Raw genomic sequence first — 20,437 nt, forward strand, 5'->3', positions numbered from 1 at the left:
GGTTCAACTTTGCGGCCTCAATCCCTGAGAAAGCCCGAACATGAACAGCAACAAATCATGATCGGGTTGAGCGGCCACGGATGCCTTCGCAACCCGTGGCAACGGACAATGTTCTTCTGCGTTTATCGAGCTGAGAACCTGGGGGCGTGGTTGCTCCCAGGCTGCCATCGCGATCGATGCAACTGCCAAGGCTCCTACCAGGAACAAACCTCGTGCAATTTCGAGTTTCATCGCTATAAACCCTTGATAGCGCTGCCAAACGCCGTCTCATAAAAGTAGACAAGCTTTTTCCAGTCTGCTTCGCTGAACGACGAATGGCGACGCAATTGCTTCATGTCATGGGCCGCAGCGCGATAGGCCGTCAAACGCTGTCGGCATTTCTCCAGATCGATCAGGGCAACTTCGACCTTGGCCGACTCGCCCTCACCGGTCACCCGAACGAATACGTGCTTGATGTAAATGCAGCTGTGCTGCCAGCGGCCCTTGTGCATGCGGGCCAGGTTTTCAGCCAGGTCCTTGAGCACGCGGTCGTGTACGGCTTCACCATGACGTTCACGGCCACCACCGGCGTACCAGTGTTCGATCTCTTCGAAGCCATCCAGCGACCTGGTGACCAGCAAGGCACGCCATTTGTGCACAGGATCGCGCTGTGCGCCGCAGAAAACGATTTGCGGAACCCGTACGCCAAGTGCGGTCACACCGGTGAGCGCAGCACGCTCGCGCAGTACTGTAGGCCGCCCGAAAGGGTGCTGCCAGCTACGATGGATATGCCCGGTCTGACGCTTGACGTAGAGCAGCTGACCATCACTGCCCACCACTCGTTGAACGCCGCTTTCCCCACCGCGACGGACGTTGGGTTCCTCGACCCATTCACCGCGCTGATTCCAAAAATAATCGAAGCGATCCTCAGGAGCGACTTCCGTTTCTGCTGCACACTGCACTGCCATCCTGTTACCTCGTCTTGCGTAATACGTAAACTCGCCACATGGCATAGAGCGGTAAAAAGTCCAGTTGTTCCTGGATGCGGAAACCCGCCTGTTCAAATTCCTTTTCTACGGTAGCCGCCGGTAACACAAACCGGTTTTGGTAACCTTCCTGCCCACGGGTTCTCTCCGAACGCTTGCGTTTCCAGGCCTTGAAGTTGCCATCGACCCACAGCGAAAGGATGACGCTGTCACGGGAAACGCGCTCGAATTCACGCAAAATGGCCATGCGATGCTCGGCTTCACCGATGTGGTGGAGCAGGCGCATGCAAAAAATGCTGTCGACGGCGTTGTCCGGCAAGGCGATGTCGAATGCAGAAGTGTGCAAGGGTTGTACCCGTTTCACCACGTCGGCAGGTTGCGCCTGGGTTGCGATCTTCAGCATGGACTCCGAGTTATCGGCGCCGATGATCACGCGGTTGGGTTTTTCCGCCAGCAAGGGCCAGAAACGCCCCGCACCACACGGCAAGTCGAGGACCAGGCCAGGCTCGCCGGCCAGGGCCAGCGCCTTGCGTGCCAGTTGTTCGTCACGCCAATGGGACAAGCGACGGCCGAGACCATCCTGGTGTTTGCGCAAATAGCGTTGCGCGTGCTGGTCGTCGTACTTTTCGGAAAAATCGAGTTTGATCGGGCCATCCATCGTCAGGTCTCCTGAACTTCTGATAGCAACTACCTTAGGTTTCATGGTGTAGGTGACAGGTGATCCACTTGTGAAAATTTCGTTAGGTGAAACCCTTAAGTATTACAGGGTTTTACAAGATTGGTAGTGTTGGCCGAACCTCTGCTCAAGCGGTTTTGGACAACTCCACCTGAAAACGGCAGCCATTAGGCTCCATGGTAGTCAGGCTAACGCTCCAGCCCTGGTTTTCACAGATCCGCTGCACCAGTGAAAGCCCAAGGCCCAAACCTTCGCCGCGCTTTTCGCTGCCCCGCACGAACGGTTCGAACATCGCCTCGCGTTTTTCCTCGGGAATGCCCACGCCACTGTCTTCAACCAGAAAGCCCGTGCCTGTCAGGGTCAGGCGAATGAAGCCCTGTTCGGTGTAATGCAAGGCATTGCGCAGCAAGTTCCCCATCACCGCATGCAGGAACGTCGCGTTGTAACCCTTGGGCTCGGGGTTGCCCGGTTCAAAAATCAATTCCAGCCCTTTGTTTTCGATGGGTTCGCGCCACAGACCGAGCAGGCCCTCGGCCACCTGGCCAAGGGATTGTTGCGGCGACATGCTGGCATCTTCGCGCTGGGCACGGGCCAGCATCAGGAAGGTTTGTACCAGTTCGCGCATTTCTTCACATGCCCGGGCAATGCGCTCGACCTGGGCGCGACCGCGTTGATCGATCCCGGGGTTTTCCAGCAACAGCTCGCAGGAACTGGCCAGGATCATCAGGGGCGTACGCAATTCGTGGCTGACGTCGCTGGTGAACAACCGCTCGCGGGTCAGGGCCTGACGCAAACGCCCGAGGGTGGCGTCAAAGGCCACGGCCAGCTCGCCCACTTCGTCGGCGGCATAGTCCGGGGCCAAAGGGGGGGCCAAACCGAGCAGTTGATCGCGATGGCGTACCTGGCGTGCCAGCCGCACCACCGGCGCCATGACCTTGCGTGCCAGGACCCAGCCGAGAAACACCGCCAGCGCCAGGCTCAGCACGAACCCCACCAGCACCACGGCAAACAGCACCCGCTCACGCTCTTCGAAGTCGCTCTGGTCCTGCAACAACACGTACCGTCGGCCGTCGACGATTTCGACCATGGCGTGGTACGACAGGTTTTCACGGAACACTTCGTGGAACCCCGGCTCCAGGTGCCGCAGATCCTTGGGTAGCCTGAAATCACCCGGCCCGTTGCTAAAGTAGAACAATTGGTCCGGTTCGGGACGGTGGCTCCAGTCCGCAACGTTGTCCATCAGCAACAGGCGCTGCAAATCGCCGCCCAGGCCTGCCGAAATCAGTTTTTCTTCCACCAGGTGCACGGTTGCCACAATACCCATGGCAAAGGCACCCGCCACCAGTGCGCTCATCAGCGCAAAGGCGATGATGATTCGTTGAGCAAGGCTCTGCTTAAACTCCATCACGGCCCTCGGCCAGGCGATACCCCACACCGTGCACGGTTTGCAGCAAAGGCTTGGCGAACGGTTTGTCGATCACCTGGCGCAGTTGGTGGACATGGCTGCGCAGGCTGTCGCTGTCCGGGCAGTCGTCCCCCCAAAGTGCCTCTTCAAGAATTTCACGGCGCAACACATGCGGGCTTTTCTGCATCAACACGGCCAGCAACTTCAGGCCGACCGGGTTGAGCTTCAACAACCGGCCTTCGCGGGTGACTTCAAGGGTATCCAGGTCATAGCTCAGGTCGCCGACCTGCAAGGTCCGCCGCCCACCGCCCTGGGTCCGGCGCATGACCGCTTCGATCCGGGCCGCCAGCTCAGACAGGGCAAAGGGCTTGATCAGGTAATCATCGGCACCGGACTTGAAGCCTTGCAGACGGTCATCCAGCTGGTCACGGGCCGTAAGCATGATCACCGGCGTTTCGCGGCGGGCATCTTCGCGCAGGCGCTTGCACAGGGTGTAGCCATCGATGCCGGGCAACATGATATCGAGTACGATCAAGTCGTAGTGCTCGGTGGCCGCCAGATGCAGGCCAGACAGACCATCCTGCGCGCAATCCACGGTATAGCCTTTGAGCCCCAGGTAATCGGCCAGGTTGGCGAGGATATCGCGGTTGTCTTCAACCAATAGAATTCTCATGGGCATCTTCTCCGTACACAGTAACGGCCGTCATGGCCCGCGCAGCTTAAGGCCAAGTGTGGCCCACGGCTAGGGGAAGGCCAGGGGGGAATCAATTCGATCAACCGAAAGGTATGATTAACAAGTTTTTCACTATCGATTCACGGGCTGACTACAGTGCTCAGCCGAGACTCACACGCGCTTATAATAAGGAATACAAAAAATGGACTATTTGAAGACGGCCCCCATGCGCTTTTTACTGCTGGTGACCGGCTCCTGGCTGGTGATTTTTTTTCTGACTCGAACAGTCCTGCTGCTCACTCACCTGAATGAGGCCGGCAGCGGATTCCTGTCGGTTTTCGGCATCGGCCTGCTCTACGACCTGGGTTTCATTGCCTACGCAGCACTGCCCATGGGCCTCTATCTGTTGCTGTGCCCGCCGGCCCTGTGGCGCACCCGTGGCCATCGCTGGTTCCTTCAAGGGCTGCTGACGGTCAGTCTGTTCGCGATGCTGTTCACTTCAGTGGCCGAATGGCTGTTCTGGGATGAATTCGGCGTGCGCTTCAACTTCATCGCCGTCGACTATCTGGTGTATTCCGACGAAGTACTGAACAACCTGCTCGAGTCATACCCGATCGGCACGCTACTGAGCATCCTCGCCGTGCTGGCCGTGGCCCTTAGCCTTGCATTGCGCAAACCCTTCAACGCCGCACTGGCGGCACCGTTGCCGCCGCTGCGTGGTCGACTGCTGAACGCGCTCGGTTTGTTGATCGTCGCTGGCCTGAGCCTGCAACTGCTCAGCCAGGACGCCCCGCGCGCTCAAGGCGGCAATGCCTATCAGAACGAACTGGCGAGCAATGGTCCCTACCAGTTCTTCGCCGCGTTCCGTAACAACGAACTGGACTATCCGCAGTTCTACAGCACGCTGCCGTCGGCCGTGGTTGGCCAGCAGATTCGTAGCGAACTGGCAGAGCCCAATGCCCGCTTCGTGGGTGAGGACCCGCAGGACATTCGCCGGCAGATCGATAACCCGGGTGCACCGCGCAAACCCAATATCGTGCTGGTCACCATTGAAAGCTTCAGCGCCAAGTACATGGGCAGCAACGGTGACACCCGCAACCTGACCCCCTACCTTGATGCCTTGCGCAAGCAGAGCCTGTATTTCAACAATTTCTACGCCACCGGCACCCGCACCGACCGCGGCCTGGAAGCCATCACCCTGGCGATCCCGCCAACACCCGGTCGCTCGATCGTCAAGCGCGTGGGTCGTGAAAGCGGCTTTGCCAGCCTTGGCCAACAGCTCAATGCCGTGGGCTACGACAGTGTGTTTGTCTATGGCGGGCGCGGTTACTTCGACAACATGAATGCGTTCTTCAGCGGCAACGGTTATCGCGTTGTAGACCAGAGCAGCGTCGAGGAGTCGGAGATTCACTTCAAGAATGCCTGGGGCATGGCCGACGAAGATCTCTACAAGCAGACACTGAAACTGGCCGATGCCGACTACGCAAAGCAGCAGCCATTCCTGCTGCAACTGATGACGACGTCCAACCATCGCCCTTACACCTACCCGGACAACCGGATCGACATCAAGTCCGGCAACGGCCGTGACGGCGCAGTGAAATACACCGACTACGCCATCGGTCAGTTTCTCGACCAGGCGCGGCAAAAACCCTGGTTTGACAATACAATCTTCGTCTTTGTCGCCGACCACACCGCTGGCAGCGCCGGTAAGGAAGACTTGCCCATCGCCAACTATCAGATTCCGCTGTTCATCTATGCGCCAAAGTTGATCGAAGCCCGGGAAACTGCACAATTGGCCAGCCAGATCGATTTGGCGCCAACGTTGCTGGGGTTGCTCAACCTGGATTATGAATCGACGTTCTTTGGCCGTAACCTGCTGCAGGACAATCCATTGCCGCCACGCGTGGTGGTTGGCAACTACCAGCACCTGGGGTTGTTCGACGGCAAGGACCTGGCGATCTTGAGCCCACGCCAGGGCTTGCGTCGTCACGATGACGCGCTGACGGAAAGTCGCGAGTCCCGGTCTGGCACCGATGACCCGCTGATTACCCGTGCAATCACCTATTACCAAACGGCCAGTTATGGCTTCAAGCAACAGCTGCTTGGCTGGAAGGCGCCCAAGGAGGGTGCCGGTCAAGTCGGCGAACGTTAACCGAATCGCCCCGGGCTGATGCCCCGGGGCTTTTTCCTTTGTTCAGGATCCACCATGTCATCAACTGCTGTCCGCCCTGCCCCTCGCCCGCTCAATTTCTGGGTGTGCCTGGGGGTTCCCGCCGTCGCGGCGATCGTTCTGGTGTTGCTCGAACTGACCTCACTGGACATGGACCTTGCCAAGCTGTTCTACGACCCGGTCGCGGGTGACTTCATCGGACGACACAGTTACTTCCTGGAAAACATCCTGCATACCCGCGCCAAGCAGGTCGTCATTGCGTTTTCAGTGTTCGCCATCTTCGGCTACGTCGCTTCGTTCTTCATGGCCAGGCTCAAGCCGTTGAAGCGCGAACTGGGTTGCCTGGTGCTGTCACTGGGCCTGGCAACTTCCTTTGTCACGCCCATGAAAGCGGTGACTGCGGTGCAATGCCCATGGAGCCTCGAGCAATTCGGTGGTCACGAGACCTACAGCGAATTGCTCAGCCCTCGCCCGCACACCGACAAACCGGGACGTTGCTGGCCCGGCGGCCATGCTGCCACCGGTTTCACCCTGTTTGCCCTGTTTTTCGTATTGCGTGACCGTCGCCCGCGCATGGCTCGCGCCGCATTTGTCTTCGCCTTCGCCCTCGGCTCGGTGTTCTCCATCGGGCGGATGATGCAGGGCGCGCACTTCTTCTCGCACAACGTGTGGACGGCGGTGTTCTGCTGGCTGATTTGCCTGGGGTCTTATTACTTCGTTCTGTATCGACCGGCGTTGAAGGCTGAACGTGAGGCAAGTGCGGCACCTGTAGCCGTCTGAAACACAGATCAAAGGTGGGAGCGATACGGGCTTCAGAGTCCGGGCAATAAAAAACCCCGCCTGCTTTCGCAGGCGGGGTTTTTTCGTACAGGGGTAAGGCTGGCTTACATCATGCCGCCCATGCCGCCCATACCACCCATGTCTGGCATACCGCCGCCAGCTGCACCTTCTTTCTTCGGTGCGTCAGCTACCGCTGCTTCGGTGGTCAGGATCAGACCGCCGATCGAGGCTGCGGCTTGCAGAGCCGAACGGGTAACCTTGGTTGGGTCCAGGATGCCCATTTCGATCATGTCGCCGTATTCGCCAGTCGCAGCGTTGTAGCCGAAGCTGCCTTCGCCGTTCTTGACCTTGTCGACCACTACGCTTGGCTCGTCGCCGGAGTTGGCAACGATCTGGCGCAGCGGCGCTTCAACAGCGCGACGCAGTACAGCGATACCCACGTTCTGATCGGCGTTGTCGCCTTTGAGTTCGGTCAGTGCTTCCAGAGCACGGATCAGGGCCACGCCACCGCCAGGTACCACGCCTTCTTCAACGGCTGCACGGGTAGCGTGCAGGGCGTCTTCAACGCGGGCTTTCTTCTCTTTCATTTCAACTTCGGAACCAGCGCCAACCTTGATCACTGCAACGCCGCCGGACAGCTTGGCCAGACGCTCTTGCAGTTTTTCACGGTCGTAGTCCGAGGAAGTCTCGGCAACCTGGGCGCGGATCTGGTTGATGCGTGCTTCGATGTCGCCTTGAACGCCAGCACCGTCAACGATGATGGTGTTTTCCTTGGACAGGGTTACGCGCTTGGCGTTACCCAGGTGCTCCAGGGTGGTGCTTTCCAGGCTCAGGCCGATCTCTTCGGAGATAACGGTACCGCCAGTCAGAACGGCGATGTCCTGCAGCATGGCCTTGCGACGGTCGCCGAAGCCTGGAGCCTTGACGGCTGCGACTTTGACGATGCCACGCATGTTGTTCACAACCAGAGTCGCCAGGGCTTCGCCTTCAACGTCTTCGGCTACGATCAGCAGTGGACGGCCGGCTTTGGCAACGGCTTCCAGGACTGGCAGCATTTCGCGGATGTTCGAGATCTTTTTGTCGACCAGCAGGATCAGCGGGCCGTCGAGCTCAGCGACCATGGTCTCTGGCTTGTTGACGAAGTACGGGGACAGGTAGCCACGGTCGAACTGCATGCCTTCAACAACCGACAGTTCGTTTTCCAGGCCCGAGCCTTCTTCAACGGTGATCACGCCTTCTTTACCGACTTTTTCCATGGCTTCGGCAATGATGTCGCCGATGGAGTTGTCGGAGTTGGCGGAGATGGTGCCTACCTGAGCGATTGCCTTGGTGTCAGCGCATGGCTTGGACAGGGCTTTCAGTTCCTTGACGATCGCGATGGTCGCTTTGTCGATACCGCGTTTCAGGTCCATCGGGTTCATGCCGGCAGCGACGGCTTTCAGGCCTTCGTTGACGATCGACTGAGCCAGAACGGTAGCGGTGGTGGTGCCGTCGCCTGCGTCATCGTTGGCACGGGAGGCAACGTCTTTGACCAGCTGCGCGCCCATGTTTTCGAAACGGTCTTCCAGTTCGATTTCTTTGGCGACGGAAACGCCGTCCTTGGTGATGGTCGGAGCGCCGAAGCTCTTCTCGATGATCACGTTACGGCCTTTCGGGCCCAGGGTCGCTTTTACTGCGTCAGCCAGGACGTTGACACCGGTGAGCATTTTCTTGCGGGCGGAATCGCCGAATTTAACTTCTTTAGCAGCCATGATCGATATTCCTTAAATACTTTGAAGTAGCGGGAAAATGAGCGGGTAATCAGCCTTCGATAACAGCGAGGATTTCGTTCTCGCTCATTACCAGCAGGTCTTCGCCGTCGACTTTCACAGTGTTGCTGCCGGAGTAAGGACCGAACACAACCTTGTCGCCCACTTTCACGGACAGTGCACGCACTTCACCGTTTTCCAGTACGCGGCCGGTGCCTACAGCGAGGATTTCGCCGCTGTTGGCTTTTTCAGCAGCCGAACCTGGCAGGACGATACCGCCAGCGGTTTTCTTTTCTTCTTCGCTGCGACGGATGACGACGCGGTCATGCAGAGGACGAAGCTTCATTGTCGATCTCTCCTAATTGTGGTTTTCATCGGCCGGTGTAGTCCCGGCGGGTTTAACAAAGGCCGGCGTAGCCGGTTGCGGCTCGTCAAGCGAACCGCGGAAGTCTGTCTGGCGTGTTCGCCAGAAACCTTGCGGTGACCGTTACATAAGGGCGCATAAGCTTATTACAAGGGTGGGGATCGAAAAAATTTCAGGTCGATGCCCCGCAAACGAACACGGCACCCGAAGGTGCCGTGCATGGTGTGCTTTTACTTGGTGTCGCGGTGTTCGAACTCGCCTTCGATCACGGTCGGCTCACGCCCCAGTGGCTCGCGGGGGGCTGGACCGCCGCGCGCTTGCAGGTCGTCGGCGAACGCTCGCTGACGCATGGCCTGTTCTTCGGCGCGCTGACGCATTTTACCCGCCAGCAGGCGGCGACTGAACGGCAGCAGCATGAGCAGGCCGACCACATCACTGATGAAACCCGGAAGAATCAACAGGCCACCGGCCAATGCCAGCATCAGGCCTTCGAGCATGGTCTGGGCCGGCAACTCGCCGCGGCTCAGGCTTTCACGGGCACGCAGGGCCGTGGCCAGGCCGGCGATGCGCAGCACGAACACACCGAACATCGAGCCGAGAATGATCAGCAGCAGGGCCGGGAAAAACCCGATGGACCCTGCCACCTTGACGAATACGAACAGCTCCAACACCGGGAACAGCAGAAAGAGCAACAAAAAAGGGCGCATCAAATGGTTCCTCAACGCAAGAATGCCTTGCCAGTTCACCTTAGATGACGTCGCCGTTTCGTGAATTCAAGCGTCGGCCGCTTCATTTTTCGGCCAATGATCGGCGTGAGCCAGAGAAACCAAGGCTTCGCGGACTTGTGTCGGCGTATTACAAGGGGCTTGAAACGGCAACCAGTACAGACTTTGACCGATGCGCAGGTGCATGCCTTCGGCGTCGATTCCGGCCATTTGTGCCGGCACGTTTTTCGGCAATCCGGCCAGTTCGACGTAATGGGCGATGGCCTTGGCGTGATCGGCGTTCATGTGCTCGACCATGCTCAGTTCAGCCTTGCCGGCGAAAGGGTTGGCCAGGGTCAGGTCATTGACCCAGTGAATCGCGCCAAAGCCGCCGATGTAACGGTGGCGTACGGGCTTGAGCACCCAGAAGTCGAAATCGTGGGCCTTGTGATAACCCTGCGACTCCGGGAAGTAGCGGTAGTAACGTTCGCAGGCGGCTTCGATGGCAGCTTCGTCTTCAAGCTGCTGCGCTTCGGCCAGATAGGTCAGTCGACCAACGGCCTGGACATCTTCAGCGCCACGCTCGCCCACGAACAGTGAACATTTCGGATCTTTTTGCAGATTATGAGTGTGCTGCGCAATGCGGCTGATCAAGATCAGCGGCCGGCCCAGCGCGTCCAGGCAGTACGGAACCACGGAGCCGAACGGGAAACCGGGCATCGATTTGGAGTGCGTCGAGAGCACTCCACGGTATTCCTTGAGAAGCAATTCTCGTGCATGCTTAGCCGCTTCAACGCTCAATTTATGACTCCTTAAAAAGAATCCGTCAGAAAAACGGACGAGCTGCTGGTGAAAGTCCCAGCACGCCATCGGGGCAGTTCTCATGTGCAGCCGGGCCATGTCAGGCGCAGATCGAGAGGCTCTCTTCAAGGAAACCACTCAGACCTGCTGCCGGGGGCATGCGAATGCAACTCACTGACAAAGTAATCATTATCACTGGCGGTTGCCAGGGTTTAGGCCGTTCCATGGCCGAGTATTTCGCAGGCAAGGGCGCGAAGCTCGCGCTGGTGGACCTCAACCAGGAAAAACTCGACGCCGCCGTCGCGGCCTGCAAGGCCCAGGGTGTCGAGGCCCGCGCCTACCTGTGCAACGTGGCCGATGAAGAACAAGTGACGCACATGGTTGCCCAGGTCGCTGACGACTTCGGCGCGATCCATGGCTTGATCAACAATGCCGGGATCCTGCGCGACGGCCTGCTGCTCAAGGTCAAGGATGGCGAAATGACCAAGATGAGCCTGGCCCAGTGGCAGGCGGTCATCGACGTCAACCTGACCGGCGTGTTCCTGTGCACCCGTGAAGTCGCAGCGAAGATGGTCGAGCTGAAGAACAGCGGCGCGATCATCAATATCTCGTCGATTTCCCGTGCTGGCAACGTCGGCCAGACCAACTACTCAGCCGCCAAGGCCGGTGTCGCTGCGGCGACCGTGACCTGGGCCAAGGAACTGGCGCGCTACGGCATTCGCGTAGCCGGCATTGCACCGGGCTTCATCGAGACCGAAATGACCCTGGGCATGAAGCCTGAAGCGCTGGAAAAAATGACCGCCGGGATCCCGCTCAAGCGCATGGGCAAACCTGAAGAGATCGCCCACTCGGCGGCGTATATCTTCGAGAACGACTACTACACCGGCCGGATTCTGGAGATGGATGGCGGGTTGCGGATCTAAGTCCCTCCGCAAAACAACTGTAGGAGCGAGCTTGCTCGCGATGGTGGGTCAGGCACCTCTGTGGCGACTGACACACCATCGCGAGCAAGCTCGCTCCCACAAGGGGATTGCGTTCACACCATCAATCGTCGCTGATGCTGATGTTCGGCATCGCCGGCGTCAACGCTTCCTGCAACACGATCCGCGCGCCGACATGGCGGGCCAGTTCTTGGTAGACCATGGCGATCTGGCTGTCAGGCTCGGCGATCACCGTTGGCTTGCCGCCATCGGCCTGTTCGCGGATGACCATCGACAGCGGCAACGAGGCCAGCAACTCGACGCCATACTGGTTGGCCAGCTTCACGCCACCACCCTCACCGAACAGATGCTCGGCATGTCCGCAATTGGAGCAGATGTGCACGGCCATGTTTTCCACCACGCCCAGCACCGGAATGTTCACCTTGCGGAACATTTCCACGCCTTTGCGTGCGTCCAGCAACGCCAGGTCCTGCGGGGTGGTAACGATGACTGCACCGGCCACCGGCACTTTCTGCGCCAGGGTCAGCTGGATGTCACCGGTGCCTGGCGGCATGTCGATGACCAGGTAGTCCAGGTCGCCCCAGGCCGTCTGGGTCACCAATTGCAGCAGGGCGCCGGAAACCATCGGGCCACGCCAGACCATCGGCGTGTTGTCATCGGTGAGGAAGGCCATGGACATCACTTCCACGCCATGGGACTTGAGCGGCACGAACCATTTCTGATCCTTGACCTCGGGACGGGTGCGCTCCGGTATGCCGAACATGATGCCCTGGCTCGGACCGTAGATATCCGCATCGAGAATCCCGACCCTGGCGCCTTCGCGGGCCAGGGCCAGGGCCAGGTTGGCCGCCGTGGTGGATTTGCCCACGCCACCCTTGCCGGACGCCACGGCCACCACGTTCTTGACGTTGGCCAGCCCCGGAACCTGTGCCTGGGCCTTGTGTGCGGCAATCACGCTGGTGATCTCGACACGGGCACTTGCCACGCCATCGAGCCCCTGAATGGCCATTTCCAGCATCTGCGCCCAGCCACTCTTGAACAGGCCGGCGGCGTAACCCAATACGAGCTGAACGCTGACGCGGTCGCCCTGGATCTCGATGTTGCGCACGCACCCGGCGCTGACCGGGTCCTGGTTCAGGTAAGGGTCGGTGTATTGGCGAAGGACGGCTTCCACCGCTGCGCGATTGACGGCGCTCATGGGCAACTCCGAAAACAGGACTGGAAAAGATGAAGGCTATCGTACCTGTTCTGAGCGTTCGACGGGATGCACAAAAGATTGCATCGACCCGTTACTCATCCAATGAAACAGGCTCATGGGGTGAAAAATATGTGCCGGCGCTTTATAGTGGCCGACCTCCGTTTCATCAAGTAGCCGAGCCCCATGTCCGAGCCACGCAAGATCCTCGTCACCAGCGCCCTGCCCTATGCCAATGGTTCGATTCACCTCGGCCATATGCTGGAATACATCCAGACCGATATGTGGGTGCGCTTCCAGAAGCACCGCGGCAACCAATGCATCTATGTCTGCGCCGACGACGCCCACGGTTCGGCCATCATGCTGCGCGCGGAAAAGGAAGGCATCACCCCGGAACAACTGATCGCCAACGTCCAGGCTGAACACAGCGCCGACTTTGCCGAGTTCCTGGTGGACTTCGACAACTTCCACTCCACTCACGCCGAAGAAAACCGTGAGCTGTCGAGCCAGATCTACCTGAAGCTGCGTGACGCCGGGCACATTGCCCAGCGCTCGATCACTCAGTATTTCGACCCGGAAAAGAAAATGTTCCTGGCCGACCGCTTCATCAAGGGTACCTGCCCGAAATGCGGCACCGAAGACCAGTACGGCGACAACTGCGAAAAATGCGGCGCGACCTACGCCCCCACCGACCTGAAGGATCCGAAGTCGGCGATCTCCGGCGCCACTCCGGTGCTCAAGGACTCCCAGCACTTCTTCTTCAAGCTGCCGGATTTCCAGGCCATGCTGCAGACCTGGACCCGCAGCGGCACCCTGCAGGATGCCGTGGCCAACAAGATCGCCGAATGGCTGGACGCCGGCCTGCAACAGTGGGACATCTCCCGCGATGCACCGTACTTCGGTTTCGAGATTCCCGACGAGCCGGGCAAGTACTTCTATGTTTGGCTGGATGCGCCGATCGGCTACATGGCGAGCTTCAAGAACCTGTGCAACCGTACGCCGGAGCTGGACTTCGACGCGTTCTGGGGCAAGGATTCCACCGCCGAGCTGTACCACTTCATCGGCAAGGACATCGTCAACTTCCACGCCCTGTTCTGGCCAGCCATGCTCGAAGGCGCCGGCTACCGCAAGCCGACCGGGATCAATGTGCACGGCTACCTGACCGTCAACGGCCAGAAGATGTCCAAGTCCCGCGGTACCTTCATCAAGGCCCGGACCTACCTGGATCACCTGTCGCCGGAATACCTGCGCTACTACTACGCCTCCAAGCTGGGCCGTGGCGTCGATGACCTCGACCTGAACCTCGAAGACTTCGTGCAGAAGGTCAACTCCGACCTGGTGGGCAAGGTCGTCAACATCGCCAGCCGTTGCGCCGGGTTCATTCACAAAGGCAATGCCGGCGTGATGGTCGACACCAACGCGGCGCCCGAGTTGACCGAAGCATTCCTGGCCGCCGCGCCTGGCATTGCCGACGCCTATGAAGCCCGCGACTTCGCCCGCGCCATGCGCGAGATCATGGGCCTGGCCGACCGCGCCAACGCCTGGATCGCCGACAAGGCGCCGTGGTCGTTGAACAAACAGGAAGGCAAGCAGGATGAAGTCCAGGCCATCTGCGCCACGGGCGTCAACCTGTTCCGCCAGTTGGTGATCTTCCTCAAGCCGGTCCTGCCGTTGCTGGCCGCCGATGCCGAGGCGTTCCTGAACGTCGCGCCGCTGACCTGGAACGACCACGCGACCTTGCTCGCCAACCATCAGTTGAACGAGTTCAAGCCGCTGATGACCCGTATCGACCCGGTCAAGGTGCAAGCCATGACCGACGCCTCGAAGGAAGACCTGACCGCCAGCCAGACCGATACCGGCGAAGCCGCACCTGCCGGCAATGGCGAACTGGCCAAGGATCCGCTGTCGCCGGAAATCGAGTTCGACACCTTTGCCGCCGTCGACCTGCGTGTTGCCCTGATCCTCAAGGCCGAACACGTGGAAGGCGCCGACAAGCTGCTGCGCCTGACCCTGGATATCGGTGACGAGCAACGCAACGTGTTCTCCGGGATCAAGAGCGCTTACCCGGACCCGTCGAAGCTCGAAGGTCGCCTGACCATGATGATCGCCAACCTCAAGCCACGCAAAATGCGCTTCGGCATGTCCGAAGGCATGGTGATGGCTGCCGGCCCTGGCGGCGAAGAGATCTACCTGCTAAGCCCTGACAGCGGCGCCAAGCCGGGCCAGCGCATCAAGTAAGTTCTGCGGCAAACCGATCCCACAGTCGTGCCTGGCGTGACTGTGGGATTTTCATGTCTGGCCCACCCTCCCGCCTTGCCGGATAATGCCTAAGCTTTTTAGACCGTCTCCTGTAGGAGCGGGCTGGCTCTCGATGGTCGTCAGCGATCATGCGTGTCCACAGGTTGAACGCGGCGTTCTTGAGTCCATCGCGAGCCAGCTCGCTCCTACAAAAAACTACTGTTCCTGCCGGCACGAACAATGACCGAAATCCTGCTTACGCTCATCAGCGCCGCCCTGATCAACAACCTCGTGTTGCACTGGCCATTGGGTGTGGATCCGCTGTTGACCGGCCAGCGCCGTCAAGTCCATGCCTTGGGCATTGCCACAACATGCCTGATACTGGTCGTGGGTACGCTTGGCTACGCACTCTATTTCTGGCTGCTGGTGCCGTTGCAACTGACGACCCTGCGTCTGTTCGTGTTTCTGCCATTGAGCGTGCTGCTGATCAGCCCAGTGCTGAAGTGGCTGGCGCGAGTGTTTTCGACACTGCCGTTCGAGGGCCTCTGGCCGTTGTTGCTGGGCAATGCCGGCATACTCGGCGTGGCCTTGCTCAATGCCCAGGAGGACAAAGGCTTCTTTCACGCCACCGCCTTGAGCCTCGGTGCAGGGCTGGGCTTCTGGCTGGTGTTGAGCCTGTTCACCGATTTGCGTGAACGCACGGCCGACAACGATATTCCCCTGCCCTTTCGCGGCTTGCCGATCGACCTGATCGGTGCAGGCCTGATCGCAGTGGCCTTTCTCGGATTCAGCGGACTGATCAAAACATGAGTCTGATTCAACGCATCGACGCACTCTTGCCGCAAACCCAATGCGGCAAGTGCGGCCACCCCGGGTGCAAGCCATACGCCGAAGGCATTGCCAGCGGTGAGGCGATCAACAAGTGCCCGCCCGGCGGCAACGAAACCATTGCGGCCCTGGCCGAGTTGCTGAAGGTGCCGGTGCTGGAGCTGGACACCACTCGCGGCTTGGCACCTGCGCAGATCGCCTATATCCGCGAAGCCGAGTGCATTGGTTGCACCAAGTGCATTCAGGCCTGCCCGATCGATGCCATCGTCGGTGCAGCCAAACTGATGCACACGGTGATCATCGATGAGTGCACCGGTTGCGACCTCTGCGTGGCGCCGTGCCCGGTGGACTGCATTGAAATGCGTCCACTGCCACCGGACACGGTACTCCCCGTGGTCGGGGGCCTGGCCCATACACCGCAGGCAATGCAGGCCCGCACCCTCAAGCGCGATCACGCACGACGCCGCTTCGAACAACGCAATGCCCGCTTGCAGCGAGAGGAGCAACAGAAAGTCGCCGAGCGACTGGCCCGGCAGCGAGCCGCACAACCTGCCGTAGCGGCAGTCGACCCGGTGCAGGCCGCCCTCGAGCGTGTTCGCGCACAGAAAGCCGCCAATGCCGATGCCGCACTGAAAAAGGCGAAAATCGATGTGGCGATGAGTCGGGCGCAGCTGCACAAATCGCTGAAGGCTTTCGGACATCCACCGACCTTCGAACAGCAATCTCAATTGATCGTCTTGCAACAGCAGTTCGAGGCCGCCGAACAGAACCTGGCACAACTGGAAAGCGCCGCCCCATCGTCCCCTGCGCCGACGATCGCCGCCGTATCGTCAAATGATGCCGATCTGAAGCGAGCCAAGATCCAGTTGGCCATGCGCCGCGCCGAACTCAAGAAGGCTCAGGCCAACGAAGCACCAGCGGAACAGATCGAAGCCCTGGAGCGCGCACTCGGCGAAGCCGAACGCCAGGTGGACGCCCATGCCAGCCCTTGAAGCAGTGGACGATCGCCTGCAACAGGCGATGAAACTGGTGCTGCTGGCCACGCTACCGGGAATGCTGGTGGCGTTCTGGCTGTACGGCTGGGGCGTGTTGATCAACCTGGTCCTGGCGTCCACCGCTGCATTGGCCGTTGAGGCTGCCGTCGTGCGATGGCGCAAGCGACCACTGAGGCCAACCCTGAGTGACGGCAGCGCGTTGGTCAGTGCCTCGTTGCTGGCTCTGGCGCTGCCGCCTTACTGCCCATGGTGGCTGACCCTCAGTGCTGCCGCTTTCGCGATGGTGTTTGGCAAGCACTTGTATGGCGGCGTTGGCTCGAACCCCTTCAATCCGGCGATGCTTGGTTTTGCCCTGGTGCTGGTGACCTTTCCCCAACCGATGACCCTCTGGCCATCGTCCCATGGCATGGACCTGCCGGGTGCCCTGCAGCAAGTGTTCGGTGTCGGCCATGCGCCGGATGCGTGGGTACAGGCCACGGCACTGGACAGCCTGCGGATCAACAAAAGCCTGACCATGGATGAACTGTTTGCCGGCAACCCGGCATTCGGCCACTTTGGCGGCCGGGGGGTGGAATGGATGAACCTGGCGTTTGTGGCGGGTGGAATGTTTCTCCTGCAACGAAAGGTCATCAGCTGGCATGCCCCCGTCGGCCTGCTCACCAGCCTGTTCATCATCAGCCTGCTGTGCTGGAACGGGTCGGGCTCGGACTCCCATGGCTCACCGCTGTTTCACCTGCTGACCGGCGCGACCATGCTGGGGGCGTTTTTCATCGTCACCGAACCGGTATCCGGCGCCAGAAGCCCTCGCGCTCGGCTGCTGTTCGGCGTTGGCGTCGGGCTTCTGACTTATCTGATTCGTACCTGGGGCGGCTATCCCGACGGCATCGCCTTCGCTGTACTGTTGATGAACCTGTGCGTGCCGGCGCTGGAGCGGTTCGTGGCGGCCAGACAACAGCCGGAGGCGCCATGAGCCGGACATCGAGCATCGGCCTTCTGGTGCTATTGGCTGCACTAGGCTTTGGCGTGACGTACGTCTTGCAGCTCGGCAGCGCGCCGCATATTGCAGCCGAACAGCGCCTGATCGACAGCCGGAATCTGCTGGACCTGATCCCGTCAGACAGCTACGACAATCAACCACTCGAACACCCCATCAGTTTCGAAACAGCCGCCCTGACCAGCAGCACTTTGCTGGGTGGTTATCTGGCGACCCGGGCCGATCAACCCGTCACGGTGTTACTGCGCAGTCAAACCCTTGGCTACGCCGGTGCCATCGAACTGTTGATCGCTATCGACGCCAATGGCAGGTTGCTGGGCGTCAAAACCCTCAAACAATCGGAAACACCAGGATTGGGCGCACGGATCGCCGACTGGCCCAACGCCTGGCTGCAGGTTTTTTCCGGCAAAACCCGAACAGAACCGGGTGACAGCGGCTGGGCACTGAAAAAGGATCAGGGGCAGTTCGATCAGATCGCTGGCGCGACCATCACCTCAAGAGCAGTGATCAATGCTGTCCACGATGCCTTGCGCTACTTCGATGAACATCGGCAAGCACTGCTCGGAAAACCTGCCCATGAATAACTCGTCGACTCTGCGCAACGCCTTGATGCTGACGCCGCTGATCGGCACCACTCACTCGCTGATGGCCGCACTTGGCCTGTGCCTGATGTTCATGCTGGTGACCCGGCTGTTTAGCCTGGCCATGGGTGCCTTGCGATCCCGGCTGGTCCCGGCGACTCATCTGCTGGCCAGCATTCTGTTGGCGGCCACGTTCACCAGTTGCGCGGAACTGTTGGCACAAACCTGGTCGCTGCAATGGCAGCAGCATCTGGGGTTTTATGGCGCCTTGATCGCCTTGCAATGCGTCGTACTTGAACACAGCGGGTTCTTTCAGCGCGACTGGCGCCAACGCCTGCGACTCGAGAGCCTGTTTGCCACGCTGATGATCTCGCTGGGCCTGCTGCGCGAACTCATCGGTAACGGAACACTTGGAAACCATCTATCGTGGCTGCTTGGCGCAACGCAAACTGACTGGCAAGGCTGGGTGCTGGCGGCCGATGGCGGCCTGCGCCTGGCCACATTGGTCCCCGGCGGATTCATTCTGCTCGGACTGCTGATCGCCGCCTGGCAGGCCTGGCGCCCCACGCCCACACATTGATTGCCCTCGAGGACACGCACCGCCCATGAATGCCGCAAAACGTCTGGAAATTTTCCGCAGACTGCACGAGGACAACCCGGAACCAAAGACCGAGCTGGCCTATTCCTCACCGTTCGAATTGCTGATTGCCGTGACTCTCTCGGCGCAGTCCACCGATGTCGGCGTCAACAAGGCCACAGCCAGGCTGTTCCCGGTCGCCAATACCCCGGCAGCGATTCATGCCCTGGGTGTCGAGGGGCTGTCGGAGTACATCAAGACCATCGGCCTGTACAACAGCAAGGCAAAAAACGTGATCGAAACCTGCCGCTTGCTGGTCGAGCGTCACGCCGGTGAAGTGCCGCAAACCCGCGAGGAGCTGGAAGCGCTGCCCGGTGTCGGCCGAAAAACCGCCAATGTGGTACTCAATACAGCATTCCGCCAGCTGACCATGGCCGTCGACACGCATATTTTCAGGGTCAGCAACCGAACTGGTATTGCTCCCGGCAAAAATGTGGTCGAGGTCGAGAAAAAGCTGATGAAATTCGTGCCGAAGGAGTACCTGCTCGACTCCCATCACTGGCTGATCCTTCACGGCCGCTATGTTTGCCTCGCCCGCAAGCCCCGATGCGGAAGCTGCCGGATCGAGGACTTGTGCGAATACAAGCACAAAACCTCCGACGATTGAGCCGCTATTGGGATTATTGAATTGTCGATTGAAAAAATCTTTTTTACCCGCCGGGAGATTGTCGATATAAGGAGCGCCAAAGGCCTTCTTAGCCTGGAGTAACTAAATGAGTACTGGCAAAGAGCAACTGGACGTAGAAGACGACTTCACCACCACCGAAACCGACGACACCGAGCCGGTGGTTGAAGTAGCGAAAACGAATCTGAGCAAACGCCGCACCATCGACAATCTGCTGGAGGAGCGCCGACTGCAAAAGCAATTGGCCGATTACGATTTTGACTTATGACACCTGAAAGCCTCCCGAAACGGAGGCTTTTTACTAAGTGCCATACCCTGTCAGACGCCCCCCCTTGTCGCGCAGCTACGCCATCACACCAGACCATTGCGTTGTGCCAGCTCGATCAGGTCGACCAGAGACCTCGCATTCAGCTTGAGCAACAGGCGGGTCTTGTAGGTACTGACAGTTTTATTGCTGAGAAACATTCCATCGGCAATCTCCTTATTGGTCTTTCCTCTGGCCAACTGTTGCAGGACCATCATTTCCCGTCCCGACAATCGATCAACCATATCGGCCTCACTGGCGTTCCCTAAACTGCAACGCACGGTATGCAAGGCTTGATTGGGAAAGTAACTGTAACCCGACAACACGGCCTTTATTGCACTGAGCAATTCTGTCAGGTCTTGTTGTTTGCAAACATAGCCGGCCGCACCCGATTGCATGCAACGCATGGAAAAATGCCCTGGCGCCTGGGAAGTCAAAATCAGGACTTTCATCGGCATTGAGGTCGAAGACAAACGCGCGATGACTTCCAACCCGTCCAGCTTCGGAATCCCGATATCCAGAATGACAATATCCGGCATAAGTTCACGGGCTAGTTGCAGTGCATCCACACCGTTATCGGTTTCTGCAATAACTTCGTAGCCATGACGTTCCATTAGCATACGCACCGCAAGACGAATGACGGGGTGATCATCCACGATCAGCACTTTATTCATGGGCAAGTCCAATTTTCGCTGTTCGAATTTTTAGAGCCCGCACAATAGCCTAGTCGTTTCACCCATGGCATGTCGCCCCTTCCAGCCACCTGCACCAAGAGACATCCCCTACAAACAACACGGATTCCTCCTACAAAAA

Annotated in this window: 22 protein-coding genes; 11 read left to right on the top strand and 11 right to left on the bottom strand. The window is 59.3% G+C overall.

Features of this window, described 5'->3' with window-relative positions:
* Positions 1-3: 3 nt before the first annotated feature.
* The 5 genes from ACLD1X_RS01025 to colR all read right to left on the bottom strand — a co-directional run bounded on the left by ACLD1X_RS01025 (position 4) and on the right by colR (position 3,719).
* Positions 4-231 carry a hypothetical protein gene (locus tag ACLD1X_RS01025; protein WP_429365755.1) on the bottom strand — a complete coding sequence of 76 codons (228 nt, stop codon included), beginning with the start codon at positions 229-231 and terminating at the stop codon, positions 4-6.
* A gap of 2 nt (positions 232-233) precedes the next feature.
* Positions 234-947 carry a lipopolysaccharide kinase InaA family protein gene (locus ACLD1X_RS01030; protein WP_429365756.1) on the bottom strand — a complete coding sequence of 238 codons (714 nt, stop codon included), beginning with the start codon at positions 945-947 and terminating at the stop codon, positions 234-236.
* Positions 948-951: 4 nt separating this feature from the next.
* Positions 952-1,623: a class I SAM-dependent methyltransferase gene (locus tag ACLD1X_RS01035; RefSeq protein ID WP_429365757.1), complete on the bottom strand. Its 672-nt coding sequence runs from the start codon at positions 1,621-1,623 to the stop codon at positions 952-954.
* A gap of 145 nt (positions 1,624-1,768) precedes the next feature.
* Positions 1,769-3,046, bottom strand: coding sequence for a sensor histidine kinase (locus ACLD1X_RS01040; RefSeq protein WP_429365758.1), 1,278 nt, complete (start codon positions 3,044-3,046; stop codon positions 1,769-1,771).
* Positions 3,036-3,719 (bottom strand): two-component system response regulator ColR, encoded by a 684-nt coding sequence (colR, locus tag ACLD1X_RS01045; RefSeq protein ID WP_007985839.1) that lies wholly within the window; start codon positions 3,717-3,719, stop codon positions 3,036-3,038. The genes ACLD1X_RS01040 and colR overlap by 11 nt, the downstream gene beginning before the upstream one ends.
* Positions 3,720-3,921: 202 nt before the next feature.
* On the opposite strand from colR, the gene ACLD1X_RS01050 reads away from it, so the two are divergent.
* The gene (locus ACLD1X_RS01050; protein ID WP_429365759.1) at positions 3,922-5,871 is read left to right on the top strand and encodes an LTA synthase family protein; all 1,950 of its coding nucleotides are present in this window, start codon (positions 3,922-3,924) and stop codon (positions 5,869-5,871) included.
* 54 nt (positions 5,872-5,925) lie between these two features.
* Positions 5,926-6,669, top strand: coding sequence for a phosphatase PAP2 family protein (locus ACLD1X_RS01055; protein ID WP_429365760.1), 744 nt, complete (start codon positions 5,926-5,928; stop codon positions 6,667-6,669).
* A 104-nt stretch (positions 6,670-6,773) separates the two neighbouring features.
* Here the strand turns inward: ACLD1X_RS01055 and groL are convergent, their stop codons facing one another.
* The 4 genes from groL to ACLD1X_RS01075 all read right to left on the bottom strand — a co-directional run bounded on the left by groL (position 6,774) and on the right by ACLD1X_RS01075 (position 10,286).
* A complete protein-coding gene (gene groL / locus ACLD1X_RS01060) occupies positions 6,774-8,420 on the bottom strand; it encodes a chaperonin GroEL (protein WP_093226434.1) in 1,647 nt (548 codons plus the stop codon).
* Positions 8,421-8,469: 49 nt separating this feature from the next.
* The gene (locus ACLD1X_RS01065) at positions 8,470-8,763 is read right to left on the bottom strand and encodes a co-chaperone GroES (protein ID WP_007985847.1); all 294 of its coding nucleotides are present in this window, start codon (positions 8,761-8,763) and stop codon (positions 8,470-8,472) included.
* 248 nt (positions 8,764-9,011) lie between these two features.
* Positions 9,012-9,488 (bottom strand): FxsA family protein, encoded by a 477-nt coding sequence (locus tag ACLD1X_RS01070; protein WP_429365761.1) that lies wholly within the window; start codon positions 9,486-9,488, stop codon positions 9,012-9,014.
* Positions 9,489-9,554: 66 nt separating this feature from the next.
* The gene (locus ACLD1X_RS01075; RefSeq protein WP_429365762.1) at positions 9,555-10,286 is read right to left on the bottom strand and encodes a HugZ family protein; all 732 of its coding nucleotides are present in this window, start codon (positions 10,284-10,286) and stop codon (positions 9,555-9,557) included.
* 164 nt (positions 10,287-10,450) lie between these two features.
* Here ACLD1X_RS01075 and ACLD1X_RS01080 point away from each other — a divergent pair, with 164 nt between their 5' ends.
* A complete protein-coding gene (locus ACLD1X_RS01080; protein WP_429365763.1) occupies positions 10,451-11,209 on the top strand; it encodes an SDR family oxidoreductase in 759 nt (252 codons plus the stop codon).
* A gap of 121 nt (positions 11,210-11,330) precedes the next feature.
* Here the strand turns inward: ACLD1X_RS01080 and apbC are convergent, their stop codons facing one another.
* Positions 11,331-12,425: an iron-sulfur cluster carrier protein ApbC gene (apbC, locus tag ACLD1X_RS01085; protein WP_429365764.1), complete on the bottom strand. Its 1,095-nt coding sequence runs from the start codon at positions 12,423-12,425 to the stop codon at positions 11,331-11,333.
* A gap of 183 nt (positions 12,426-12,608) precedes the next feature.
* Here apbC and metG point away from each other — a divergent pair, with 183 nt between their 5' ends.
* The 8 genes from metG to ACLD1X_RS01125 all read left to right on the top strand — a co-directional run bounded on the left by metG (position 12,609) and on the right by ACLD1X_RS01125 (position 19,588).
* On the top strand, positions 12,609-14,660 hold the full coding sequence (metG, locus tag ACLD1X_RS01090; protein ID WP_429365765.1) for a methionine--tRNA ligase: 2,052 nt from the start codon (positions 12,609-12,611) through the stop codon (positions 14,658-14,660).
* Between the two features lie 240 nt (positions 14,661-14,900).
* Positions 14,901-15,470, top strand: a complete 570-nt coding sequence (locus tag ACLD1X_RS01095) for an electron transport complex protein RnfA (RefSeq protein ID WP_429365766.1) — start codon at positions 14,901-14,903, stop codon at positions 15,468-15,470.
* A complete protein-coding gene (gene rsxB / locus ACLD1X_RS01100) occupies positions 15,467-16,480 on the top strand; it encodes an electron transport complex subunit RsxB (protein WP_429365767.1) in 1,014 nt (337 codons plus the stop codon). Before ACLD1X_RS01095 ends, rsxB begins: the two co-directional genes overlap by 4 nt.
* Positions 16,467-17,453, top strand: a complete 987-nt coding sequence (locus tag ACLD1X_RS01105; RefSeq protein ID WP_429365768.1) for an RnfABCDGE type electron transport complex subunit D — start codon at positions 16,467-16,469, stop codon at positions 17,451-17,453. The genes rsxB and ACLD1X_RS01105 overlap by 14 nt, the downstream gene beginning before the upstream one ends.
* Positions 17,450-18,061 (top strand): RnfABCDGE type electron transport complex subunit G, encoded by a 612-nt coding sequence (locus ACLD1X_RS01110; RefSeq protein WP_429365769.1) that lies wholly within the window; start codon positions 17,450-17,452, stop codon positions 18,059-18,061. Before ACLD1X_RS01105 ends, ACLD1X_RS01110 begins: the two co-directional genes overlap by 4 nt.
* Entirely contained in the window at positions 18,054-18,638 is a 585-nt protein-coding gene (locus ACLD1X_RS01115; protein ID WP_429365770.1) for an Rnf-Nqr domain containing protein, read from the top strand. Before ACLD1X_RS01110 ends, ACLD1X_RS01115 begins: the two co-directional genes overlap by 8 nt.
* A gap of 25 nt (positions 18,639-18,663) precedes the next feature.
* Positions 18,664-19,302 (top strand): endonuclease III, encoded by a 639-nt coding sequence (gene nth / locus ACLD1X_RS01120; protein WP_429365771.1) that lies wholly within the window; start codon positions 18,664-18,666, stop codon positions 19,300-19,302.
* A gap of 106 nt (positions 19,303-19,408) precedes the next feature.
* Positions 19,409-19,588, top strand: coding sequence for a PA3496 family putative envelope integrity protein (locus tag ACLD1X_RS01125; protein WP_429365772.1), 180 nt, complete (start codon positions 19,409-19,411; stop codon positions 19,586-19,588).
* 83 nt (positions 19,589-19,671) lie between these two features.
* Here ACLD1X_RS01125 and ACLD1X_RS01130 read toward each other — a convergent pair whose 3' ends face one another.
* Positions 19,672-20,298 carry a response regulator transcription factor gene (locus ACLD1X_RS01130; RefSeq protein WP_008053528.1) on the bottom strand — a complete coding sequence of 209 codons (627 nt, stop codon included), beginning with the start codon at positions 20,296-20,298 and terminating at the stop codon, positions 19,672-19,674.
* Positions 20,299-20,437: the final 139 nt, after the last annotated feature.

The organism is Pseudomonas sp. 18173, assembly GCF_050432945.1.
GTDB lineage: Bacteria > Pseudomonadota > Gammaproteobacteria > Pseudomonadales > Pseudomonadaceae > Aquipseudomonas.

What these genes read in the sequence shown, in the direction of transcription:
- ACLD1X_RS01025 (WP_429365755.1), bottom strand. Translation starts at nt 231, where the DNA reads ATGAAACTCGAAATTGCACGAGGTTTGTTCCTGGTAGGAGCCTTGGCA.
- ACLD1X_RS01030 (WP_429365756.1), bottom strand. Translation starts at nt 947, where the DNA reads ATGGCAGTGCAGTGTGCAGCAGAAACGGAAGTCGCTCCTGAGGATCGC.
- ACLD1X_RS01035 (WP_429365757.1), bottom strand. Translation starts at nt 1,623, where the DNA reads ATGGATGGCCCGATCAAACTCGATTTTTCCGAAAAGTACGACGACCAG.
- ACLD1X_RS01040 (WP_429365758.1), bottom strand. Translation starts at nt 3,046, where the DNA reads ATGGAGTTTAAGCAGAGCCTTGCTCAACGAATCATCATCGCCTTTGCG.
- colR (WP_007985839.1), bottom strand. Translation starts at nt 3,719, where the DNA reads ATGAGAATTCTATTGGTTGAAGACAACCGCGATATCCTCGCCAACCTG.
- ACLD1X_RS01050 (WP_429365759.1), top strand. Translation starts at nt 3,922, where the DNA reads ATGGACTATTTGAAGACGGCCCCCATGCGCTTTTTACTGCTGGTGACC.
- ACLD1X_RS01055 (WP_429365760.1), top strand. Translation starts at nt 5,926, where the DNA reads ATGTCATCAACTGCTGTCCGCCCTGCCCCTCGCCCGCTCAATTTCTGG.
- groL (WP_093226434.1), bottom strand. Translation starts at nt 8,420, where the DNA reads ATGGCTGCTAAAGAAGTTAAATTCGGCGATTCCGCCCGCAAGAAAATG.
- ACLD1X_RS01065 (WP_007985847.1), bottom strand. Translation starts at nt 8,763, where the DNA reads ATGAAGCTTCGTCCTCTGCATGACCGCGTCGTCATCCGTCGCAGCGAA.
- ACLD1X_RS01070 (WP_429365761.1), bottom strand. Translation starts at nt 9,488, where the DNA reads ATGCGCCCTTTTTTGTTGCTCTTTCTGCTGTTCCCGGTGTTGGAGCTG.
- ACLD1X_RS01080 (WP_429365763.1), top strand. Translation starts at nt 10,451, where the DNA reads ATGCAACTCACTGACAAAGTAATCATTATCACTGGCGGTTGCCAGGGT.
- apbC (WP_429365764.1), bottom strand. Translation starts at nt 12,425, where the DNA reads ATGAGCGCCGTCAATCGCGCAGCGGTGGAAGCCGTCCTTCGCCAATAC.
- metG (WP_429365765.1), top strand. Translation starts at nt 12,609, where the DNA reads ATGTCCGAGCCACGCAAGATCCTCGTCACCAGCGCCCTGCCCTATGCC.
- ACLD1X_RS01095 (WP_429365766.1), top strand. Translation starts at nt 14,901, where the DNA reads ATGACCGAAATCCTGCTTACGCTCATCAGCGCCGCCCTGATCAACAAC.
- rsxB (WP_429365767.1), top strand. Translation starts at nt 15,467, where the DNA reads ATGAGTCTGATTCAACGCATCGACGCACTCTTGCCGCAAACCCAATGC.
- ACLD1X_RS01105 (WP_429365768.1), top strand. Translation starts at nt 16,467, where the DNA reads ATGCCAGCCCTTGAAGCAGTGGACGATCGCCTGCAACAGGCGATGAAA.
- ACLD1X_RS01110 (WP_429365769.1), top strand. Translation starts at nt 17,450, where the DNA reads ATGAGCCGGACATCGAGCATCGGCCTTCTGGTGCTATTGGCTGCACTA.
- ACLD1X_RS01115 (WP_429365770.1), top strand. Translation starts at nt 18,054, where the DNA reads ATGAATAACTCGTCGACTCTGCGCAACGCCTTGATGCTGACGCCGCTG.
- nth (WP_429365771.1), top strand. Translation starts at nt 18,664, where the DNA reads ATGAATGCCGCAAAACGTCTGGAAATTTTCCGCAGACTGCACGAGGAC.
- ACLD1X_RS01125 (WP_429365772.1), top strand. Translation starts at nt 19,409, where the DNA reads ATGAGTACTGGCAAAGAGCAACTGGACGTAGAAGACGACTTCACCACC.
- ACLD1X_RS01130 (WP_008053528.1), bottom strand. Translation starts at nt 20,298, where the DNA reads ATGAATAAAGTGCTGATCGTGGATGATCACCCCGTCATTCGTCTTGCG.